The organism is Peptostreptococcus sp. (assembly GCF_977045075.1).
The window spans coordinates 23,182-45,909 of sequence record NZ_CDRRTB010000002.1; the positions used below are offsets into that span (position 1 = coordinate 23,182).

Sequence of the window (22,728 nt, forward strand, 5' to 3'; positions counted from 1 at the left end):
CCTGTAAAATATAGTAAATATGGTGTATAATTAGGGTTAAATACGGTTGGATTTTTTATGTTTCGCTTACGTATTATCTATTGAGAATAAAAAATATATTATGAAACAGGGGGTATATTATAATGAGCTACAAAATAGTTGAGAAGAAAAAACTTAACGATGTTGTATACTTAATGGACATTGAAGCTCCAAGAGTTGCTCACTCAGCAAAACCAGGTCAATTTATTATTGTTATAATAGACGAAAAAGGGGAGAGAATGCCGCTTACAATAGCTGACTACGACAAGGAAAGGGGAACAGTTACCATTGTTTTCCAGGTTGTAGGCTTTTCTAGTAAGAAGTTGGGCAAGCTAGAAGTTGGAGATTCTATTAAGGATTTTGTTGGTCCTCTTGGTCAGCCAAGTGAGTTTATCTATGAAGATATCGATGAATTAAAGAAGAAAAAAATAATATTTATAGCAGGTGGAGTAGGTGCGGCACCAGTATATCCACAGGTTAAATGGCTTCATGAACATGGGGTAGATGTAGATGTAATTATAGGCGCTAGGACAAAGGACCTTATAATATTTGAAGATAAGATGGACAAGGTGGCAAAGAACCTTTATATGTGTACTGATGATGGAAGCTATGGATTCCATGGTAATGTAACAGTTATGCTAGATGAATTAGTGACTAATAGGGGCATGGAATATGACCAGGCAATAGTAATTGGGCCTATGATAATGATGAAGTTTGCATGTCTAGCAACTAAGAAGCTAAATATACCAACAATTGTCAGCTTGAACACTATTATGGTTGATGGTACAGGTATGTGTGGAGCCTGTCGTATTAGTATTGGCGACGACGTCAAGTTTGCCTGTGTTGACGGACCAGAGTTTGATGGTTGGTTAGTAAACTTTGATGAGGCGATGAAAAGACAGCAGATGTTTAAGAGTGAAGAGGGTAGAAAGACCTTAAGAGAGCAAGATGGACCTACTCACTCTAGTCCAAATTGTCAGATAGGAGGTAAGCACTAATGGCTATTAAGACAAAAGTACCCGTTAGAGAACAGGATCCAAAGGTTAGGGCAACTAATTTTGAGGAAGTATGTTATGGCTATAATTCTGAAGAGGCCCAGGAAGAAGCCCAGAGATGTCTAAATTGTAAAAATCCTAGATGTGTCCAGGGATGTCCTGTAAGTATAAACATTCCAGATTTTATCCAAGAGGTAAAGGCAGGTAACTTTGAAGAAGCAGCGAAGGTAATAGCAAAGTCTAGCTCACTTCCAGCAGTGTGTGGGCGTGTATGTCCACAGGAATCACAGTGTGAGGGTGTGTGTGTTGTAGGTATCAAAGGTGAGCCTGTATCCATAGGTAAGTTGGAAAGATTTGTTGCCGACTGGTCTAGGGAAAATGACATAGACTTAAGTGGAAATATAGAAAAGAATGGCATTAAGGTAGCTATAGTAGGGTCTGGTCCATCAGGTCTTGCCTGTGCTGGTGACCTTGCTAAGGCTGGTTATGACGTGACTATTTTTGAAGCCTTTCACGAGTCTGGTGGAGTTTTAACTTATGGTATACCAGAGTTTAGACTTCCAAAGACAAAGGTTGTAAACTACGAGATTGACTCAATAAAAAAATTGGGTGTAAAGATAGAAAATAATGTTGTAGTTGGTAGGACAATTACAATAGATGAAATGTTTGAAAACGAAGGCTTTAAGGCTGTATTTATTGGATCTGGGGCCGGTCTACCTTCATTTATGGGTATACCTGGTGAAAATGCCAATGGTGTCTTATCAGCCAATGAATTCCTTACAAGAGTAAATCTAATGAAGGCCTATATAGATGACTATGATACACCAATTAGGGTTGGTAAAAAGGTAGCAGTAGTAGGTGGGGGTAATGTTGCCATGGATGCTGCCAGAACGGCCTTAAGACTTGGGGCGGACACCCATATAGTATATAGGAGAAGTGAATCAGAACTTCCAGCCAGGGTTGAAGAGGTACACCATGCTAAGGAAGAGGGTATACAGTTTAACCTACTTACAAATCCAACTGAAATTATGGTTGATGAAAATGGAAATGTATGTGGCATGAAGTGCATAAGGATGGAACTTGGTGAGCCAGATGAATCAGGTAGAAGAAGACCTGTTGAGGTGGAAGGTTCTGAGTTTGAGCTAGATGTTGATATGGTAATAATGTCTCTAGGAACTAGACCTAACCCACTTATAGCATCTACAACTCCTGGTCTTGATGTAAATAAGAGGAAATGTATAGTAGCTGATGATGACGGTCTGACATCACTTGAGGGTATCTATGCAGGAGGAGATACTGTTACTGGTGCAGCAACAGTTATATCGGCTATGGGTGCGGGCAGGACAGCTGCTGCAGCCATGGACAAATATCTAAGGGAAAAATACCTATAGGAAATCTATCACATCATCTAGATAGTTAAAGCATATAGGTTGTATAATATTTAGCGTTGGTGAGAGAAAATTCTCTTCCAACGCTAAATTTTTTGCAAAAAAATAGGAACACACATCAAATCTCATGTATAATTTAAATCGCGAAAAATAAATAATAAGGAGAAACGATATGTGTTCTAATGCTAGTATAACAGAAATCTTGGGAATTAACGATAAAAATTTAGTAATTTTAGGTAACGAAAAAGAAAACATTAAGGGGATAGAATATACAGTCTTAAGGGGAAAGCTTTCATATAGGCCAGCTTGCTGCCCTAAATGTGATATAGTCAATGAAAATTATGACATAACTAAAAATGGGAACCAGACTGTAAAAATACTTTTTAATAGGGTTAATAAGAAAACAGCATACAAGACAAAGTTGACCATCGCTCCTATCAAAGACAGGGTATAGAGCAAATACCGACCATTTATTTAGGAGTATCGGCAAGTCAAATGGAGAAGAAAGGCTTAACTACCGACAGAGGAAATATTAACCGAGAAATAAAACATCAAAACAAGATACTAAAAGAAATCTCAAGAAGAATAAAAGCCTTGTTAAATTGGATAAGGGGAATTGGAAAAGAAGAAAAAGCAGAAACTCAAAATACAAAGGTCCACCTTCCCGCCAAAAGAAAATCTACTATCCGTTTTTGAAAATCTTATCCATAAAAAAGCAGATAGCAATAACACATATTTAGAAAAGTATGTTGAAAGCTATCAATTCCTTAAAGAGAAAAACATTTCTTCCTTATCTGAACTAAAGGAAAGTATATCGGCATTAAGAGATAAGAATTACAAGACCACAAGAGCCATTAAAGAAACTGAAAAGAAAATAGATGGTAAAGTACAGCTTATCGACCAAGCAGATAAATATTTGAAGCATAAAGATACCTACAAAGCCTATACTAAACTAAAGAAAAGTAAACAGGAATATTTTTATAACGAGCATACGGCAGAGATTATTTTATTTGAAAGTTCTAAGAAATATTTGAAAGAGCATTTAGGAGAAAGCAAGACCTTAAATATATCCAAGTGGAAATCAGAAGTAATAACTTTGAGGAAAGAAAAAGACAGTCTGTATTCTCAAATCATAGACCTACGAAAAGAAATTGAACATGCTGAAAAAGTTAAGACCTGTATAGAGCAGTTACAGACACAGAATAAGGAACTAACACAAAGCAAGAGCAAAGATTTAGGACTGTGAGAAAGGATAAAAAAATGATATAATAAAATAGAAAATTTAATTCAAAGATAAAAACGCAATATACATTTATTTAAAGTGTATTAGAACTGGTAGGTAGCCCAGTCGTCTAAATGATATTTTATTTAGGTAAGTAACCTTCCCCTCCGGGTTGTCCATTCTTTGATAAAAGTATTAAGGAGGGTCTGTTATGGAAAAAATAACAGGGAAATTAACAGTTTTTTTTGATGATCCTTTTTGGGTAGGTGTTTTTGAGCGTATAGAAGAAAATAAATTATCGGTATGCAGAGTGGTGTTTGGAGCAGAACCTAAAGATTATGAAGTGTACGATTTTATTTTGAAAAATTATAGTAATTTAAAATTTAGTTCAAGTATAGAAGTTGAGGTTAAAAAAGAAAATGCTAATCCTAAAAGATTGCAAAGAGAGGCAAGAAAACAAGGTAAACAAATAGGGATAGGTACAAAATCTCAATTGTCATTGCAGCAACAAAGAGAAGAAATGAAATTGGAAAGAAAAACCAAAATTAGACAAAGAAGAGAGTTGGAGAAACAAAGAAAATTTGAATTAAAACAAGAAAAACGCAAACAAAAACACAGAGGCAAATAGTAATTAGCTATTTGTACCAGAGGATTATCGCTAATCACCAAAACAGTAAATCAAAAAAGTTTTACTGTTTTTTCTTTGCCTAAAAAACGGAAAGAGGGGCTATATAAAGCTGAAAATACGTCGTAAAAGCTACACAAAGTATGAAAGAATGGATGGCAGATACCCTGGCGATAAAGTACAGGTGGATATCAAATATGTGCCGGAAGAATGTGCAAGATTTCCTAGCTATGGAGATAGATACCAATTAGTTGCTGTGTATTTGGGAATGAAGATAAAAAGGACAAGACCATATTCACCATGGCAAAATGGAAAAGTAGAACGAAGTCATTGAGAAGATGGGAAAATACTCTATGGTAGAAAAATATTTAGAAGTGAAAAAGAGCTGAAAACGGCTGTAAAAAAGCATATGCAAAGATATAATAGCACAGCTAAGATCAGTCTTAATTTTAAAAGTCCTAATGAAATAGTATCCGAGTATTTCTCAAAGTGTAACATATGTGTTGACAACTAAGAGAATATTAAAATAACTAAATTTCTATACTTATTGACTTATCTATGGTATAATTGTATAAATAGGCAGTATGTACCTTAATAGGAGGTTATTATGAAAAAGAAGATACTTTCAATTTTGTTGTTATGTACACTTGTCCTAAGCGGTTGTGGATTTACTGAATCAGGTCAGTTAATGAGCGATGCTAGAAAATATATAGAGGACGGTGAGTACAACAAGGCTATGTCTAACCTATCTAAGGTTCTAGATGAGGATGAAGCCAATACAGAGGCAAGAGGTATGTATTATCAGGCTTTAAAGCTACAGAAGGCAACAAAAAGTGAAAAAAGAAAAGATTATGAGCAAGCTATAATAGAGCTTCAAGACCTTGTGAATGATAATTCTGGATCAGCCAAGATAAAGAGTCAGGCCCAGGAAATGCTCGCTAAGGTTAAGGATGAGTATGATAAGCAGAAAAGAGCAGTAATTGTTAGGAAAGAGAATGCCAAGAAGTCTGCAGAAGAGAATAAAAATAAATATGCTAGTGGCTCCACTTATGGAAGCAACTACAATAAGTATTCCAACAAGTATAAGAATCAAAATGACGACAACAATTCTAATGAGAATGTTAATAGTCAAAGAAAGTACAATAATAATGCCAACGGAAAAATTAACCAAGGTGGCAATGTAAATAACGGTAATACTGGAGGTCTTGGTGGCACAGGTCAGGTTACACAAGGTAATGCGGGCGCTACCACAGGTACAGCAGGTGAGCAAACAGGAAATTAATTGTGTATAAAAGCTATTTCATTATGAGATAGCTTTTTGAAATGGAGAAATATAGGTATGAGAATTAACAAGTACATAGCCAATGCTGGTATAGCATCAAGGAGAAAGGCTGAAAATTTAGTGACTGAGGGTAGGATAAGGGTTAATGGTCAGGTTATATATGACCTAGCTTATCAGGTTGATGAAGCTAATGATATTGTTGAATTTGATGAAAAAAAGATCGATATAGCCAGTGAAAAATTGGTGTACATCCTACTTAATAAACCCGAGGGTTACATTACCTCTTCTAAGGACCAATTTGGTAGGAAGGATGTTATGGACCTAGTAAGTGATATAAGAGAAAGGATATATCCGGTTGGAAGGTTAGACTACGAAACTAGCGGACTTTTACTGATGACAAATGATGGAGACCTAACATATAGGATTACCCACCCAAAACATGAGTTTGGTAAAACCTATATTGCATCAATCAAGGGTATACCAACTAATGAAGATCTCAAGAACTTTGAAAATGGGCTAGAGATAGAAGATTATATTACAGCTAAGGCTAAGATAAGTGTATTAAAAACAGACCCTAAGAAGAACTATTCAGTATGTAGGGTTACTATACATGAGGGCCGGAATCGTCAGGTAAGAAAAATGTTTAATGCTATAGACCACCCAGTAATGAATTTAAAGAGGGTAGCCTTGGGTAAGATAAACATAAATAATGTTGAAGTTGGCAAATATAGACATCTTACGGAGGATGAAGTAAATTATCTTAAAAATGCTACAAATAATAGGGACTAATTGTACTTATAAAACTTTTGACTTTATTGAAAATTATTGATTTTTACTGTATAATTGTAGTAGTAAATTATACAAATTTGTCTAGAGGTGTATTTTATGAAATTTGATACAAATGATACAAAAACAAAGAAAGAACTAAAGATTGGTATGTCCAATGACAGTAACCTAAATGAGGGAGATGTTGATCAATTAAACAACCTCATGCATATAATGAAAGTAAGGTATAAGACTATGAGTAAGGGGCAAAAGCTTTTGGCCCAGTACACGATGAATAACTATCCTAAGGTAGCTTTCATGACAGCTTCAAAGCTAGGTGAGACAGTAGGTGTAAGTGAATCTACAGTTGTAAGGTTTGCAACGGCTTTAGGCTTTAGTGGATATCCAAAATTCCAGGATGCCCTGCAGGAGTTAATCAAAACAAAGTTAACGACAGTAGAGAGGGTTGAAATGTCAGACGCAGACTATGTATCTGACAAAATGATCCTTAATAACGTATTTAAGAATGATATAAATAATATTAAAGATACCATGGAACATCTTGACCAGGCCTCCTATGAAGAAGCAGTTGATACCATTATAAATGCTAAGAAGGTATATGTTATGGGCTTAAGAAGTTCTATTTTCGTTGCCAAGTATTTGGCTTATTATTTGAATTATATACTTGATAATGTAATTATAATAAGGATGGATATGGGTGAACCATATGAACAGATGACAAAGATTAGTGAGGGAGATGTTTTTATACCAATAAGCTTCCCTAGGTATTCTAAGAAAACTTATAAGGTTGTAAACTTCGCCAAGGAAAGAGGGGCAAAGGTAGTAGCCATTACAGACAGTATTAATGCTCCTATATCCAAAATATCAGATACAGTTGTTACTGTTAGGAATAATATGGTTTCCTTTATAGACTCTCTAGTACCTGCTTTTAGTGTTGCAAATGCTATTGTTATGGGGATAGCTATAAGAGAAAAGGATGACGTTAAGTCCTATCTAAAAGAGCTAGAGGATATCTGGGAAAAATATGGAATATACGAATAGACAAGACAATTAATATAAGTAATTCAATAACCTAATAGAGATATTAGGTTATTATTTTATGTATAAGAAAGGACTTATTTGGAGGTTAGAATGAATACATATTATTTAGTAAGACACGGTCAAACTCTTTGGAATACACAAGGAAGAACTCAGGGTCACGGAAATTCACCATTGACAGAACTTGGAAAGATTCAAGCAATAAATTTGGCAAGACATTTAAAGGAGTATCCTATAGATTTAATTTATTGTAGTGATTTAGGTAGAGCTATAGAGACAGCAGATATTATAGGTGTGGAGTTGGGCTTAGATGTCAATCCTACACCAGCCCTTAGGGAAATGGGCTTTGGCGAGTGGGAGGGTATGCCAATCCCGAAGATAAAGGAAAAGTATCCTGAACTTTTACATCTATGGAGAAATCAGCCAGATAAAGCCAAGATGCCGGGTGGCGAAACCCTTCATATTGTGAAAGAAAGAGAAGACAAGCTAATAGAGGAATTAAATGAAAAATACAAGGACAAGCACATACTATTAGTCTCTCATTCAGTTACTGTTAGGGTAATGCTACTAAGCTTTTTACAGGCTCCTCTTTCTAACCTTTATAGGATTAAGCAGGACAATACGGCCCTTAATATTGTTGAATTTAAGGAGTACGGACCTGTAGTAATTAAGATGAATGATGTAAACCACCTACAAGCTGGTGAATTTTTGGACCTTAACCAGATACAAAGCCCACTTGAGTAATTAAGAGAGATTAAAATGAAGAAAGAATATGATTTAGTCGTTGTTGGGGCAGGGCCTGCAGGGATAATGGCAGCCCTTACAGCAAAGAAATATAATGACAAATTAAGGGTCGCCCTAGTTGATTCGGGTAAGTCTATTGGCCAAAAACTTGCCATTACTGGTGGAGGCAGGTGTAATTTCACCAATAATAGACCTATAGATGAATTTTTTGATATGGTAGTTAACAACAATAAATTCCTTTACTCATCCTTCTATGGCTTCACAAATGAAGATTTGAAGGACTTTATTAGGGGATTGGGTTTAGATTACAGCATAGAATCAGGTAATGATCAAAAGGTATATATTAGATCGGGAAGAGCCCAGGATTTAATAAGAGTCCTAGATGAAAAAATAAGAGCATCTAAGATTGATCTTTACCTTGATAGTAAGGTGAATGATATAGGTCTTGGTGCTGAGATTAAAATTGTAAAATTTAATGACTACATTTTAAATTCTAACAAGCTATTATTTGCTACAGGAGGACTTAGTTTTCCAAAAACAGGGTCTGATGGGTCTGTAATGAGACTTCTTCAAGATAAGGGTTATGATATTGTTACTCCGAGACCTGGTCTTGTGCCAATCGAGGTGAAGGAAGGCTGGTCTAAAGACCTAGCAGGTATATCCCTAAAGGACGTCTTAGTTTGGACCCCGATAGGTAAAAGAAAAAAGGAACTTATTGGAGACCTTATATTTACACACAAGGGTTTGGGGGGGCCAGTAATATTAAAGATATCTTCCTATATAAATAACAGGCCTTTTGATAGGCTGATTTACATAGATTTTCTTCCTGGCATGACCAGGGACCAAATATACAAATTAGCTATTAAGGATAGAAAGAAGACCATATTGGCCAACCTCAAGGGTAGCCTTCCAAATAACTTTACCAAGCTTCTTATACAAGAGGTAGGTAGAAAAACAGGGCTAGACCTACTAGGGCAAACTACTGCCAATATGACAAGGGATACTATAGATCTGGTAATATCTTCTATAAAGCAGACCAGCTTTACAGTAAAGAGTCTAGCTAGTATCGAGATTGCAACGATTACTGCTGGGGGAATTTCCCACAAGCAGATAAATCCTACCAACATGGAATCAAAGCTTCATCCAGGTATATATTTTTCTGGAGAAATGATAGATGTGGATGCCCTTACTGGAGGATTTAATCTACAAATAGCATTTTCAACTGGATATTTGGCTGGCAGGTCACTTGCAGAAAAGTTTTAAGAGCTAAGTGAAAATAAAGGTTGTATATATATACTTTAATTACAAAATAGCTAAAAAGGAAAGTAGGTATAAATATGGAAAATTTAGTAATTGCTATAGACGGACCAGCAGGTGCTGGCAAAAGTACTATTTCGAAGTTGATTGCTAAAAATCTGGGTATTAATTACATAGATACGGGAGCTATGTATAGGGCAATTACATACAAGTGTATTAAAGAAGACATTGATGTTAATGATATTCAAAGAGTGGTTGACCTATGCTCAAGGACAGATGTTGATTTTGTTGACAACCATATCTACCTTGATGGTCAGCGTCTTAATGAAGAAATTAGGACTCTCCAAGTCAGTTCTAGGGTCTCTGATGTAGCAAAAATTCCTCAGGTAAGAGAGTTTTTAATGGAAAAACAGAGGGAAATTGGCAAGAGGTCAGATGTTATTTTAGATGGTAGAGATGTTGGAACCCATATATTTCCTGATGCAAAATATAAATTTTTCTTGAATGCTTCAGCCCAAGAGAGGGGAAGAAGGAGGTATCAGGAATTGATAGACAAGGGTCAGAGTGTTGCTTTAGAAGAGATTATCGAAGATATAAAAAAGAGAGACTATATTGACTCTACTAGAGATGTTGCCCCACTAGTAAAGGCTGATGATGCCATAGAGGTTGATACGACGTCTATGACGATTGATCAGGTTGTGACTTATATATCTGATATGGTGAGAAGGATTGGTGAATAATGAGATTTTACAATTTTGTATGTTCTATATTAAGGTTTCTATTGGCAATTTTTTATAGGATAGAGGTTGTTGGAAAGGAAAACATACCTGATGAAGGTAAGTATATCATAATAGCTAACCACAAGCACTATTTTGACCCCCTATTTATGATAGGAGCGGTTAAGAATAGGAGGATTATACCAGTTGCCAAACAAGAGTTATTTAGGATTCCTATTTTAAGGGCCCTACTTAAGAAGGTGGAGGTTATACCAATAAACAGAGCAAATCCTAGCCTATCTACTGTTAAGGAAATACTTAGACAGATTAAAAATGGTAGGGTATTGGGTATATTCCCTGAGGGAACAAGGTGTCTAGACCAGAATACATTCTTACCTGCTAAGCCAGGTGTAGCACTATTTTCTATAAAATCTAAGGCTGATATAATACCCATGAGCATAATTACGAATTACAGACTATTTTCTAAGGTCAAGGTAGTCATTGGAGAGCCTATAGATATGTCAAAGTATTATAATAGTAAAGTTGACAAGGAAGACTATCCTAAAATTGCCCAAGAGGTTTTTGACAAGGTTATAGACAACTTTAACGAAAACAAGGATGGTATTAAGCTAATAGAGACCAAAAATAATTAATAGGAATAACGGTTGGTGATTTAGATTGAAGAATATATTGATTGCGGATAATGCAGGTTTTTGTTTTGGAGTAAAAAGGGCTATGAATATGGCCTGGAATGAGCTTGACAAGGGTGATGAGCTTTCTATATACGCCCTAGGACCCCTAATCCACAATAAGCAGGCAGTTGCTAGGTATGAAGAGAAAGGTATGATGACCGTTGATACAATCGAAGAGCTAGAGAAGATTGAAGGTCAAAAATCTCAAGAAAATACAAGTACTGGCAAGTGTAGGAAAATGATAATAAGGTCCCATGGTGTATCCAAGTCTGTATATGATGAGGCCAAATTAAAGGGTATACCGATAATAGATACAACATGTCCCTTTGTAAGAAAAATCCATTACCTAGCTAACAAGTGCTATGAGGATGGTAAACAACTAATAGTAATTGGTGATAAAAATCACCCAGAGATTATAGGTATCAATGGGTGGTCGAGCCATTCAGCTATAATAGCTAAAAATTTAGACGATATTTATAATATAAGTTTTGATACCGAAAAGGACTATTTTATAGTTGCACAGACTACCATGAATGAAAAGGAGTTTGATGCAATTATTGAATATATTGCTTCTTTGGGCATCAGCTACGAGGTAGAAAATACAATTTGCTCAGCCACTAGGGTTAGGCAGGAATCTGCTAGAGACCTAGCCAAAAGGGTTGAATTAATGATAGTTATTGGTGGCAAGCATAGTTCAAATACACAGAAATTGGTAAAGATATGCCAAGGAATAGTTGATACCTTCTCTATTGAGACTAAGGAAGACCTTGATAGAGGACTGTTAGCAAAATATACTAGCATTGGTATAACAGCTGGTGCTTCAACTCCAGATTGGATAATAGAGGAAGTTATTGACTTTTTAAAAGAATTGTAGGTGATTTAAGATGAATGATAAGGACAAGAAACCCAATTTAAATTTTATATGGTTTTACGCAGTTTTATTAGGTGTTATCTTGTTGTTTAATACAATTTTGATACCTAATGTAGAAAAGAATAGGGTAACCCAGGTTGGCTATGGAACCTTCGTCCAGATGTTGGAAAAGAAAGAGGTTGACACTGTAACTATTCTAGACAAGAAAATCAAGTTCACACCTAAAAAGGATAGCAAGAAGGTTTATGTAACGGGTGTTATGGATGATCCAGACCTAGTAAAGACCCTCAATGCATCAGGAGCCAAGTATTCTAAGGAAGTACCTATAGAAAACTCTCCTTTCTTAAACTTTATACTGTCTTGGGTCCTACCTTTCCTTATTTTCTGGATGCTGGGAAGATACTTACTAAACAGCATGGGTAAGAGAATGGGTGGTTCAGGTGGAATCATGTCATTTGGTAAGAGTAATGCCAAGCTATATGTAAAGACTACAGGTGTAAGTTTTGATGATGTTGCCGGTCAGGATGAAGCTAAGGAGGCCTTGAGTGAGATTGTTGACTTTTTACATGATCCTAGCAAGTATACAGAGATAGGTGCCAAAATGCCTAAGGGGGCACTTTTAGTCGGACCCCCAGGTACAGGTAAGACCCTGCTTGCCCAAGCAGTAGCAGGTGAAGCAGGAGTTCCATTTTTCTCAATTTCAGGTTCTGAATTTGTTGAGATGTTTGTTGGTATGGGTGCTTCAAGAGTTAGGGACCTATTCAAACAGGCCAAGGAGAAGGCACCATGTATAGTTTTTATAGATGAAATTGATGCCATTGGTAAAAAGAGGGATTCCAATTTTGGAGGCAATGACGAAAGAGAACAGACCCTAAACCAGCTTTTAAGTGAAATGGATGGCTTTGAAGATGGTATAGGAGTAGTAATATTAGCGGCTACTAATAGGCCTGAATCCTTGGACAAGGCCCTACTTAGACCAGGGAGATTTGATAGGAGAGTTCCAGTTGAACTACCAGACCTAAATGGTAGGGAGGCCATATTAAGAGTTCATGCCAAGGATGTAAATGTAGACCAGCATATTGATTATAACCAGGTTGCCAGGGCAACATCAGGTGCTTCAGGAGCAGAGTTAGCAAATATTGTAAATGAGGCAGCCCTTAGGGCTGTAAGGATGGGTAGGAAGCAAGTTATTCAGGAGGACTTGGAAGAGTCTGTTGAAACAGTTATAGCTGGTTATCAGAGAAAGGGCGCTGTTATAAACGAAAGAGAAAAGAAGATAATTGCCTACCATGAGGTTGGACATGCCCTAGTAGCAGCCATGGGTAAACATTCAGCCCCAGTCCACAAGATAACAATTATACCAAGAACTTCTGGTGCCCTTGGCTATACTATGCAGGTAGACGAAGAAGAAAAGGTCCTAATGTCTAAGGAAGAGGCCTTAGACAAGATAACTACCTATACAGGAGGACGTGCAGCTGAAGAGGTTATATTCAATACCAAGACATCAGGCGCATCAAATGATATAGAGATGGCGACTAGGTTTGCTAGGTCTATGGTAACAAGGTTTGGTATGGATGATGACTTTGGTATGGTGGCTCTTGAAACTGTAAACAATGCCTACCTAGGTGGAGATACTTCGCTGGCTTGTTCACCTGAAACTTCAACTAATATAGACAAGGCTGTTATTAATATAATCAGTGATTGTCACCAGAGGGCAGTTGATATTTTAATGGAAAATATAGACAAGCTACATGAAATAGCCGAATACTTATTACAAAATGAAACCATCACTGGTGATGAGTTTATGGATATACTTGATAATAATTATATAATAACTAAAAAGGCTGACTTTATAGAGGCTAGCCAGCAATTGGAATCTGCTAAAAAAGCAGACCTGGAAAATAATTAAGGAGTTAGAGTGGATGAAAGCTTTTAAAAGAGAATTGAAATTTGAGTCCTATGCCAAGCCTGTTGAAAGGGATGATTTGGTAGAAAAGAATCTAGACTACTACAAACCAATATTTGAATCCTTTGATAAGGGAGGAGACAAGAAGGTATTCAACCTTCATGCCATGATACTTGCTCCTTATTGGTATATATACCGCAAGATGGTTTTACAGGGGGCCAGCATAATAGGTCTTCAGGTAATACTTGCCATGGTGGCATCTGTAATGAGACAGCCTTTATGGATTGGTATTTATATCCTGTCATTTGGCCTATATGTTCGTGCAGGTTTTTATGGAGTTCATGACTATTACAAGCATGTTAACAAGCTAAAGAAGCAGGGTGATGAGGTTGCTGTTAAATTTAGGCACAAGTTTATGACAGATAAGTCTGGGGTAGATGGATATATAGCCGGATGCTGGGTAGGAGGAACAATATTCCTATATGCAGTGGGCATATTCTTATAGGACCCATATAGAAAATATAGACTATAATATAGGTAACGAATACCTATAAATGAAAAAGAATCACTATATTAGTGGTTCTTTTTTGCTAGAAAGGGTGTCTTTCAAGAAGAAGTCACCCTTGTATTTATCGTATCTCATATGTTAATGTAAGATATTTAATAAACCCTAAATACACCTGTCACTGAACCCATCACCTTTACTTGGTCTGGTTCAAAGATCATTGGCTCATAGGCAGAATTTTGTGGTATCAGCCATATCTTGCCATTCTTTTTTTCAATGGTTTTAACAGTTGCGCTTTCACCATTAATCAAGGCTACGACAATTTTACCATTATCAGCCCTGGTGTCGGCGGCATCAACTATTATGTAGTCCTTGTCCATTATACCAACATCTACCATACTATCACCCTTGATTTTAAGCATAAAGCAGTCCTTTCCCTTTATATATGCTGAAGGAAGGCCTATATAGTCTTCTATATTCTCTTGGGCTAAAATAGGACTACCAGCTGCAATGCTGCCAACTAGTGGTAGGTTGATTATTTCTGGATTTAAGTTTAGCCTATTAGACTCGTCACTCATGTCTAATATTTCAATGGCCCTAGTCTTACTAGGGTCCTTTCTAATATACTTATTTTTTTCAAGTGTATTCAAAATAGCAAAGACAGTTGAAGTAGACTTGATATCAAGATTTTTACAAATTTCACGTACTGAAGGTGGGTAGCCCCTATCCTTGATATGGGACTTCAAAAAATTCAGTACAGAAAGCTCTTTTTCAGTTAAATTATCGTACATGGCAATCCTCCTATACTATAAGTATAACACACTTAGAACATACGTTCAAGAGGTGTGGCTATATAAGAAAAAATAGCCCTATATTTTAATTGTATAGGACTACTTATTCTTCACTTGTTTATTAAATTGGAATCTAGATATTAAAGATATTTAGTCCTCCCTTTTTTTACCAAGAGGAGTGTCATCATCTAACCAGTTAAAGTTCTCAACAATATCTCTCTTTAGATTCTTCCTATGTGCTGCATATAGTTGGGTAGTGGTAACATTATCATGGTCCATAAGGTTTTGGACATCGTATATGGAAAAACCAGTTTCTATTAGGGATGTAGCAGCTGTTGCCCTTAGCTTATGAGGACTATAACCCTTGTCTCTAGTGGTTTTCATAGCTATAGATGTATACTTCTTTACCAGGTCCCTAATAGATCTAGCAGTCATTCTTTTCTTCTGTAGGGATAGGAATAGGGCATCTTGGTCTTCCTCTCCTATATCACTTGACTTTGGTCTCTCATATTCAATATAATCCTTTACTACTTTTTCGCAGGCTTGATTTATAGGCATAAGGACCTCCTTACCCCTTTTCCTATAAATCATGAATTCTCCTCTAGAAAAATTAAAAGAAGAAATATTAAGTTCTCTTAGTTCATTTAGCCTAAGACCATATGTTACAAATAGGACCAATATTGCCTTATCCCTCAGCTTGGTCTTTAGCCAATAATCTCTTTCCTTATCAGTAAGACCATTGCCATTTTCTACTACGTCAAGCATAGTGGCAACCTCATCTATTTCTAGTCTTTTAATAGCATCTGGTTGGGGTTTAGGTAGCTTTATAGGATTAAAGCCTCCTGTGATATCATCCTTTAGCTGACCATTTCTATATAGAAATTTAAAGAGGGTAGAGATGGATGATTTTTTTCTTGCTAGGGACTTATTGTTATTTTCATAAAGAACCCTGTCAGAGTTAACCTCCTTATAGTAGCGGTTACAGTAGTCGCCAAGGAAGATATTTATATCCCTTGCACTTATTTCAGAGAAGTCGTCCAAGCTTATATCGGATAAGTTTTCTGCATTTGTATACAGGCCTGATTCTATTATATAGTTACAGAAAAATTTTATGTCATTTAAATATGCCCTTCTGGTAGTGACGGCCACGGCCCCCCTCAAGTATATAAAGTAGTCCTTCATAAAAGAAGGAAGCTGTGATTCCAATAAGATACATTCATCCATAACATTGCTATCTCTTATTACAATATTGTTCGGTTTAGACGATTTATTATTTATTTTTTTAGCCATTTCGTTCACCTTTCTTTAGATTGTAAGAAGTTTTCAGAATTTATTAAAATTACTGGACAAATTCTTTTATATAATATACTATTATAGCATATCATTTTTACTACTTGTTAGTATTAGACTAAATTTATAGGTCAATAAAGAAAATGATAAGAAAAAAATATTATCAGGAGGAAAATTTTATGCTAAGATTCGAAAATGACTATTTAGAAGGCTGCCTGCCAGGCGTACTTGACAGACTTGTAAAAACGAACATGGAGCAGACAGCCGGGTATAGGTTAGATGAATATTGTGATAGTGCGACTGAAAAAATTAGACAAGCATGTAAGTCTAGTGACTTGGATGTGCATTATTTCGTTGGTGGGACACAGGCAAATCTAACTGTATTATCTTCAATTATGAGACCGCATGAGGGCGTCGTTTCGCCTGTACTCGGGCATGTAAATATACATGAGTGTGGAGCAATTGAAGGGATCGGGCATAAGGTTATCTCCGTATCTAATGGTGATGAGGTTCTTGATGATGAGGCTAAGCTATATCCAGCTAGCTTAGAAAAATACCTAACAAACTTCTTTGGGCACTGGGATTGGCATAGGGCTCAACCAGGTGCAGTATACATATCCCACCCAACAGAGAGGGGAGTATTGTATACAAGAGATGAATTGATAGAGATTAAATCAATCTGTGACAGGTTCAATTTGCCATTATTTGTTGATGGAGCAAGATTATCCTATGCACTTGCATCAGACCATAACGATATTAGCCTTGAGGATTTGGCTAAGTATACTGATGTATTCTATATTGGAGGAACTAAGTGTGGTGCAATGTTTGGAGAGGCTGTTTGCTTTACTAATGACAAATACAATAAGGGCTTTGCCTGTCTATCTAAGAGTAAGGGAGCCATAATGGCTAAGGGTAGACTCTTGGGTGTCCAGTTTGAATACCTATTTACGGATGATGTATATACAAAGAGTAGTGTAGAGGCTTGTAAGTATGCACTGGAAATAAAGGAAGCCTTTTTGAATAAGAATATAAAGTTTCTTTCAAACTCTTACACTAATCAGCAATTTCCAATATTGACTAAAGACCAGCAGAAGGTATTTGATGATAGGAAAATCAGTTATACAACTGAATCTTATGAAGATGATAATTCAAATGGACTAAGATTTTGTACAAGCTGGGCTTCAAAGAGGGAAGATATAGATTATATACTTGAAACCATTGAAAAACTTTAATCTGAATAAGGTATAAGGAATATATTAAAAAGATAATTAGGATAGAATGAATATTAAAAATTAACGATTTTCTGAAAAAAGTAAATTTAATTAGCTTTTAAGAGCTAATATAAGAGTCCAGGTATACTTTATGTTTACCTGGGCTCTTTTTATCTAATTTTATTTATGATATGAAATATCACTCGTAAAACTTGCATATTGACAAAAAAACGAAAAGAGATTATAGTATTATTAAAGAAAGATTGTATTTAAAAGTTGCAAATTTATATAGTATATGTTTCTATATAAAGCTAGTAATAGCCAATTACTTCTTATTGACAATGTATAAAATGCTTGAAATACATGAGATATTGCATATTCCTGTTTTATGAAAAATATACTTTTAAATTTGCAATTAAAAAATAAATGAAATACTATTTAAAAATAATTCAAAGAGGTGTTTTATATGTGCGTTATAAAAGGTTTAGATAATTATGTTGAGAATAAGAAAGAATTATGTGAAATAAATGATAGTATAGACAGGAGTCTGTTTGGTAAGTATGGTGTAAAAAGGGGACTTAGAGATGAAAAAGGTCAGGGAGTATTAACGGGCCTTACAAATATATCTCATCTTGGTGGTACAAGGCTTGTAGACGGTGTAAAGGTTCCTACAGATGGCTTCCTATTGTACAGGGGCTATGACATTGTTGACCTTGTTCAAGGGGCTATGGGAAAGAGATTTATTTTTGAAGAAGCTACCTACCTATTGTTATTCGGCCAGTTACCTAATAGTCAAGAATTGGATGAATTTAAGTCAATAATTGCTAATGCCATGTCTTTTCCACCTACCTTTACAAGGGATGTAATAATGAAGGCCGCTACACCAGATATTATGAACAATATGACTAGAAGCATATTAACCCTTTCATCTTATGATGATGAGCTTAATAATCTTAGTCTAGAAAACGTTTTAAGACAGTGCATCATGCTTATTGCAACCTTTCCTATGATGGCTGCATACGGCTACCATGCCTATAACCACTATGAAAATGACAATTCTATGTATATACACAGGCCTGATAAGAACCTATCTTTAGCTGAAAACTTATTGAGGATGCTAAGGCCAAACGGAGAATATTCAAAGCTAGAAGCAAGGGCCTTGGATATAGCTCTAATGTTGCATATGGAGCATGGTGGTGGTAATAACTCTACATTTACTACAAGGGTTGTAACATCAAGTGGTTCTGATACATATTCAGCTATTGCAGCAGCAATGTCTTCCTTAAAGGGAAAGAAGCATGGTGGGGCCAACCTAATGGTTATCAATATGATGGATGATATAAAAGAACATGTATCTGATTATGACAATGAGGCGGAAATAGAGGCTTATCTAAGGAAAATTCTAGAGAAGAAGGCCTTTGATAAGAAGGGCTTAATCTATGGTATGGGTCATGCAGTGTACACAATATCTGACCCAAGAGAAGTAGTATTTAAGAGGTTTGTCGAAATGTTAGCCAAGGAGACTAAGCACTGTAATGACCTTAAGTTATATAATAATATAGAGAAGATAGCACCGGGCTTGATACAGGAGTACAGGAATACCCTAAAACCTGTCAGTCCTAACGTGGACTTTTACAGTGGATTTGTATATGATATGCTTGGTATTCCAAGAGAGCTATTCACACCTTTATTCGCAATTGCCAGGATAGTTGGGTGGTCTGCCCATAGAATTGAGGAATTGATATCTGCAGACAAGATAATTAGACCGGCCTATAAGAGTCTCGTAGTTGCGAAAGAATATAAGCCAAGGGAAGAGAGGTAAAATTATAAAATACCCACTATAGACCCTATATAGGATTAATATAGAAAATATAGGTGTCTATATAATACCTTTTGTATATAGATTAATAAGAATAAAATATATGGAAAATAAAAAGGTAGGCGAGCATTTTCATCTAAAAAGATCAAAGGCTTGCCTACCTATATTTATTATATCTAAAAAACTATTGCCAATTACTATTTCTTGAAGAATGCAAGTCCAATGGTTCCAGGTCCTACATGGGTACCTATTGTTGAACCCATAACAGCTACAGGTATACTGTCTATATCCTTACCAAATATATCAGGATACAATTCCTTAAACTTATTCAAGCCTTTTGGATCATTACCTGAATAAAGTAGCATAGCCGGCATATCAGGATCGTAGTCATCAGCTGTCTTGATTACTTCAGCCAACTTTTCCATACCTTTTTTTACACCCCTAGCTTTGGCTAGGACCTCAACCTCACCATTGGTCAATGTACATAGGGGCTTAAGAGACAGGATGGATCCTGCAAGAGCCTGGGCTGCAGAAAGTCTACCTCCCTTGTGTAGGTATTCAAGTGTATCTAATAGGTAGCATATACCTATTTTTTCACGCTTTTCTTCTAATCTCTTTACAATTTCCTCTGGGTCATCTATAGTTTTTGTAAGCTCAAGGGCATATAGAACTAGGATTTTCTCGCCTATAGTTGCACTTAAACTATCAACGAGAAATACCTTGCCTGGGAATGACTGGGCAGCAAGTCTTGCACTAGAATAGGTACCAGATAGCTTAGAAGACAATGTGATTGCAAGGGCTGTGTGACCATTTTTAACAATTTCTTCAAAGGCTTCCTGGAAGGCAAAAGGTCCAACCTGGCTAGTCTTAGGAAGGTCTTTTGATGCCTCTAACATTTCATAGAATGTTTTATTATCTATATCTATACTATCCCTATATTCTGTATCTCCAAAGCTAACGCTAAGAGGGCAGAAATAAAGGCCCAACGCTTTTGCTTCTTCATAAGAGAATTCTGAAGCAGAATCCACGACTATTTTTACACTCATTAAAAATCCTCCTAATTATTTTTATTTACCCAGAAATTTTAGGGCAATAAACTTATTGATCACGTTTATTTAAGACTAGCTTATATTATATCATAAAAATATATCGAAGTGGCAGTATTATAAGCTAATAAATAATATAAGTGGCAAATTGACCAATTTAAGCAAAAAGACCACTATTCGTATTTAAGTATATATAACTATTCCCTAAATATACATTTAAGGAATAGTTATATGTGCTTACCTAACCCCTTTGACTTATATTTTTATACTAGATTGAATTCTATAGAAACTTCCTTATAGAAAGGCTCTGTAGGCCATTCTAAGGTCTTTCAACATAGATTATGGTATCAAAGGTTAAGTCAAATCCTATATGGGCTCCGACTTAACCTATAAACACATCAAGTATCTTAGAAATTATCATAGTTGTAAATGCAAAAAATAATCCTACTGTCAAAAATGAAAATACACTTATCAAGATCTTAAGTAATATAATTTGATACCTTATACCTAATACTATAAAAATTAGGTTTATTATATAGGTCATAATCACAAATACAAATAGTCCTGACCTACTGTTGATTATATCCTCCTTGCTAAGGTCCATATGGCTAGTTATAGAATACATTATGTATATGAATACTATATACCTAGGCCAATTATGCCCTATAAGAGGGTTTAAATTATGGATTATGGCTATGACTATATTGATATAGATATTCAAAGAATCACCTATACTATTTATATTAGACATATAGACCATATTTCGGTTAAAGGTCTGGTAGCTATCCATAAATTCATTTGGCAGTAGAATACGCATTAATAGTATCATACAGCCAGTTCCCACTATTATAGGTGCAATACCGATAAAGAAATTACCTACCATTTGATAAGGACTAGACCTATCACACCTATGGTTGACATAGCCCATTACACCATCATACCTACTCTTATATGGTCTAAATAGGGAGAATTCAACTATTTGATGCCTAAAGATAAGACAGAATAGCATATGGCTAAACTCATGAACAACCGTACCTATAAGACCTGTGAAAACAAGACCATTCATACCAAAGCATCTGTATATATATGTTGTGTTTTTCTTACCTAAAAAGCTAAATATGCTGGCAAGTAGACCCAATACCAAAAGTATTTCTAGACTCAGTATTAGGGCGCTTAAAAGATAGTTACCTAGACTTTCCATCCTAATCCTACCTCCTATCAAGGGCCTCTAATCTGTATATTGGCATGCCTAAGTTCAAAAATCTCTCTTCATACTCAGTTGTAATGTTGCCCTGATAATCACTATTAGCAAGGTCAAGAGATATGTTTTTTAGCATCCAGTCATTTGCTGAGATTTCGTTTAAGCTAAATTCAAATAGGTCCCTGTTATCTGTTTTAAAGTGAATTTGACCCTGCTTTAGCTTCTTCCTATAGAGTTCAAGGAAATTACTATGTGTAAGTCTCCTCTTTGCATTCCTCTTTTTAGGCCATGGATCGCAGAAATTAATATAGACCCTGTCAAGTTCTCCATCAGCGAAATATAGGTCAAATAGCTCTACACTACCCCATAGGAATACTATATTATCAAGATTTAATTTGTCGGCCTTCTCTACAGCCTTGACCAGGACTTCTTCCTTGATCTCAATAGCAATATAATTTATATCCTTGTTGGCCTGGGCCATACTAGTGATAAACTTGCCCCTTCCGGTTCCGACCTCTACATGGATTGGCCTATCATTACCAAAAATTTCCTTCCACTTACCCCTGTGCTTGTCCACCAGGTTATTGTAGATTTGGTCCTTAATGAAGTATCTATTATCAAAGGGGTTAAGATAATCCCTAGAAAGGTCTTCCCTACCTATAGGACTAGCACCTATATTCCTTGTTAAAGAGTTAGATTTTGGACTTTTATAAGTCCCAGATTCTGGTTCAGAGGCCTCTATAACATGCCTTTCCAAGACCTGGCCCACCATTCCATTTATTATATAGTCCTTATATGATAGGAGCTTCTGGTCAGCCCCCCTTACTCTACGTCTTCTCATACTTACTCCTTTAATATAATTAGTTTGTTATGTAATAGCCCCTAGACCTAAATTAGACCTTAGAGACAATTTAACTTTCTATATTTTTATTATAACATGGTCATTTACAATAGGCAAAAAAATACCGTAGTCTGATTACAGTCTACGGTATTAATTAAATCAAATTTTAGTGACAGCCTGAGCAAGTTCCACAACCGCTCTGCATATCCTTCATCTTTTCAGGTATAACTCTAAAACCGCTGTTCATATCCTGTATTACCATATCGCCGAATTCTTGGTACTCTTGAGCATCCATGATAAATTCAATATCTTCAACTACACAAGATACGTCACTGTCCTTCTTTTCATCTAGAGCTAAACCAAATGATGGTCCAGAACAAGCTGCTCCAGCAAAATACATTCTTACTGAAGCTGGCTGGTCTGCCTGTTCAGCTATTATTTCTTTTAAAACATTTATAGCCTGCTGTGGTGCATCTACTTTCAT

The 22,728-nt window shown here is 35.9% G+C and carries 21 protein-coding genes and 2 pseudogenes; 17 read left to right on the forward strand and 6 right to left on the reverse strand.

The window, feature by feature from the left end; all coding sequences use genetic code 11:
* Positions 1 to 122: 122 nt before the first annotated feature.
* The 15 genes and pseudogenes from ACW6OJ_RS00420 to ACW6OJ_RS00490 all read left to right on the forward strand — a co-directional run bounded on the left by ACW6OJ_RS00420 (position 123) and on the right by ACW6OJ_RS00490 (position 14,045).
* Positions 123 to 1,016 carry a sulfide/dihydroorotate dehydrogenase-like FAD/NAD-binding protein gene (locus ACW6OJ_RS00420; RefSeq protein ID WP_456095449.1) on the forward strand — a complete coding sequence of 298 codons (894 nt, stop codon included), beginning with the start codon at positions 123 to 125 and terminating at the stop codon, positions 1,014 to 1,016.
* The gene (gene gltA / locus ACW6OJ_RS00425) at positions 1,016 to 2,404 is read left to right on the forward strand and encodes an NADPH-dependent glutamate synthase (RefSeq protein WP_314495328.1); all 1,389 of its coding nucleotides are present in this window, start codon (positions 1,016 to 1,018) and stop codon (positions 2,402 to 2,404) included. The genes ACW6OJ_RS00420 and gltA overlap by 1 nt, the downstream gene beginning before the upstream one ends.
* 169 nt (positions 2,405 to 2,573) lie before the next feature.
* Positions 2,574 to 2,798: pseudogene (locus tag ACW6OJ_RS00430) on the forward strand (ISL3 family transposase); the annotation flags it as partial.
* A gap of 2 nt (positions 2,799 to 2,800) precedes the next feature.
* Positions 2,801 to 3,647, forward strand: a pseudogene (locus ACW6OJ_RS00435) (MobA/MobL family protein); the annotation flags it as partial.
* Positions 3,648 to 3,834: 187 nt separating this feature from the next.
* A complete protein-coding gene (locus ACW6OJ_RS00440; RefSeq protein WP_456095450.1) occupies positions 3,835 to 4,251 on the forward strand; it encodes a YjdF family protein in 417 nt (138 codons plus the stop codon).
* Positions 4,252 to 4,855: 604 nt separating this feature from the next.
* Entirely contained in the window at positions 4,856 to 5,530 is a 675-nt protein-coding gene (locus ACW6OJ_RS00445) for a hypothetical protein (protein ID WP_456095451.1), read from the forward strand.
* A gap of 57 nt (positions 5,531 to 5,587) precedes the next feature.
* Entirely contained in the window at positions 5,588 to 6,319 is a 732-nt protein-coding gene (locus ACW6OJ_RS00450) for a pseudouridine synthase (protein WP_456095452.1), read from the forward strand.
* A gap of 147 nt (positions 6,320 to 6,466) precedes the next feature.
* Positions 6,467 to 7,357: a MurR/RpiR family transcriptional regulator gene (locus ACW6OJ_RS00455; protein WP_456095460.1), complete on the forward strand. Its 891-nt coding sequence runs from the start codon at positions 6,467 to 6,469 to the stop codon at positions 7,355 to 7,357.
* Positions 7,358 to 7,447: 90 nt separating this feature from the next.
* Entirely contained in the window at positions 7,448 to 8,098 is a 651-nt protein-coding gene (locus ACW6OJ_RS00460) for a histidine phosphatase family protein (RefSeq protein WP_304083656.1), read from the forward strand.
* 15 nt (positions 8,099 to 8,113) lie between these two features.
* Positions 8,114 to 9,361 carry an NAD(P)/FAD-dependent oxidoreductase gene (locus ACW6OJ_RS00465; RefSeq protein ID WP_456095453.1) on the forward strand — a complete coding sequence of 416 codons (1,248 nt, stop codon included), beginning with the start codon at positions 8,114 to 8,116 and terminating at the stop codon, positions 9,359 to 9,361.
* Between the two features lie 74 nt (positions 9,362 to 9,435).
* On the forward strand, positions 9,436 to 10,095 hold the full coding sequence (gene cmk / locus ACW6OJ_RS00470; RefSeq protein WP_456095454.1) for a (d)CMP kinase: 660 nt from the start codon (positions 9,436 to 9,438) through the stop codon (positions 10,093 to 10,095).
* Positions 10,095 to 10,724 (forward strand): lysophospholipid acyltransferase family protein, encoded by a 630-nt coding sequence (locus ACW6OJ_RS00475; RefSeq protein ID WP_293432666.1) that lies wholly within the window; start codon positions 10,095 to 10,097, stop codon positions 10,722 to 10,724. The genes cmk and ACW6OJ_RS00475 overlap by 1 nt, the downstream gene beginning before the upstream one ends.
* Before the next feature lie 25 nt (positions 10,725 to 10,749).
* Entirely contained in the window at positions 10,750 to 11,637 is an 888-nt protein-coding gene (ispH, locus tag ACW6OJ_RS00480) for a 4-hydroxy-3-methylbut-2-enyl diphosphate reductase (RefSeq protein ID WP_455103860.1), read from the forward strand.
* A gap of 10 nt (positions 11,638 to 11,647) precedes the next feature.
* On the forward strand, positions 11,648 to 13,543 hold the full coding sequence (gene ftsH / locus ACW6OJ_RS00485; RefSeq protein WP_455103861.1) for an ATP-dependent zinc metalloprotease FtsH: 1,896 nt from the start codon (positions 11,648 to 11,650) through the stop codon (positions 13,541 to 13,543).
* A gap of 13 nt (positions 13,544 to 13,556) precedes the next feature.
* Complete coding sequence (locus tag ACW6OJ_RS00490; protein ID WP_293429242.1) at positions 13,557 to 14,045, forward strand: DUF2628 domain-containing protein; 489 nt, start codon at positions 13,557 to 13,559, stop codon at positions 14,043 to 14,045.
* A gap of 155 nt (positions 14,046 to 14,200) precedes the next feature.
* Here the strand turns inward: ACW6OJ_RS00490 and lexA are convergent, their stop codons facing one another.
* Both lexA and ACW6OJ_RS00500 read right to left on the reverse strand, forming a co-directional pair.
* The gene (gene lexA / locus ACW6OJ_RS00495) at positions 14,201 to 14,836 is read right to left on the reverse strand and encodes a transcriptional repressor LexA (protein ID WP_455103862.1); all 636 of its coding nucleotides are present in this window, start codon (positions 14,834 to 14,836) and stop codon (positions 14,201 to 14,203) included.
* A gap of 150 nt (positions 14,837 to 14,986) precedes the next feature.
* Entirely contained in the window at positions 14,987 to 16,126 is a 1,140-nt protein-coding gene (locus tag ACW6OJ_RS00500; RefSeq protein ID WP_455103863.1) for a tyrosine-type recombinase/integrase, read from the reverse strand.
* A gap of 179 nt (positions 16,127 to 16,305) precedes the next feature.
* Here ACW6OJ_RS00500 and ACW6OJ_RS00505 point away from each other — a divergent pair, with 179 nt between their 5' ends.
* Together ACW6OJ_RS00505 and ACW6OJ_RS00510 are read left to right on the forward strand one after the other, a co-directional pair.
* Positions 16,306 to 17,358, forward strand: a complete 1,053-nt coding sequence (locus ACW6OJ_RS00505) for a threonine aldolase family protein (protein WP_456095455.1) — start codon at positions 16,306 to 16,308, stop codon at positions 17,356 to 17,358.
* Positions 17,359 to 17,803: 445 nt separating this feature from the next.
* Positions 17,804 to 19,159 (forward strand): citrate/2-methylcitrate synthase, encoded by a 1,356-nt coding sequence (locus tag ACW6OJ_RS00510; RefSeq protein WP_293429235.1) that lies wholly within the window; start codon positions 17,804 to 17,806, stop codon positions 19,157 to 19,159.
* Positions 19,160 to 19,353: 194 nt separating this feature from the next.
* Here the strand turns inward: ACW6OJ_RS00510 and ACW6OJ_RS00515 are convergent, their stop codons facing one another.
* The 4 genes from ACW6OJ_RS00515 to ACW6OJ_RS00530 form a co-directional block, all read right to left on the reverse strand.
* A complete protein-coding gene (locus ACW6OJ_RS00515; protein WP_456095456.1) occupies positions 19,354 to 20,202 on the reverse strand; it encodes a DegV family protein in 849 nt (282 codons plus the stop codon).
* A gap of 382 nt (positions 20,203 to 20,584) precedes the next feature.
* The gene (locus tag ACW6OJ_RS00520) at positions 20,585 to 21,403 is read right to left on the reverse strand and encodes a hypothetical protein (RefSeq protein WP_304083629.1); all 819 of its coding nucleotides are present in this window, start codon (positions 21,401 to 21,403) and stop codon (positions 20,585 to 20,587) included.
* Between the two features lie 7 nt (positions 21,404 to 21,410).
* Entirely contained in the window at positions 21,411 to 22,244 is an 834-nt protein-coding gene (gene trmB / locus ACW6OJ_RS00525; RefSeq protein WP_456095457.1) for a tRNA (guanosine(46)-N7)-methyltransferase TrmB, read from the reverse strand.
* Positions 22,245 to 22,410: 166 nt separating this feature from the next.
* On the reverse strand, positions 22,411 to 22,728 hold the full coding sequence (locus ACW6OJ_RS00530; protein ID WP_293427346.1) for a Fe-S cluster assembly protein HesB: 318 nt from the start codon (positions 22,726 to 22,728) through the stop codon (positions 22,411 to 22,413).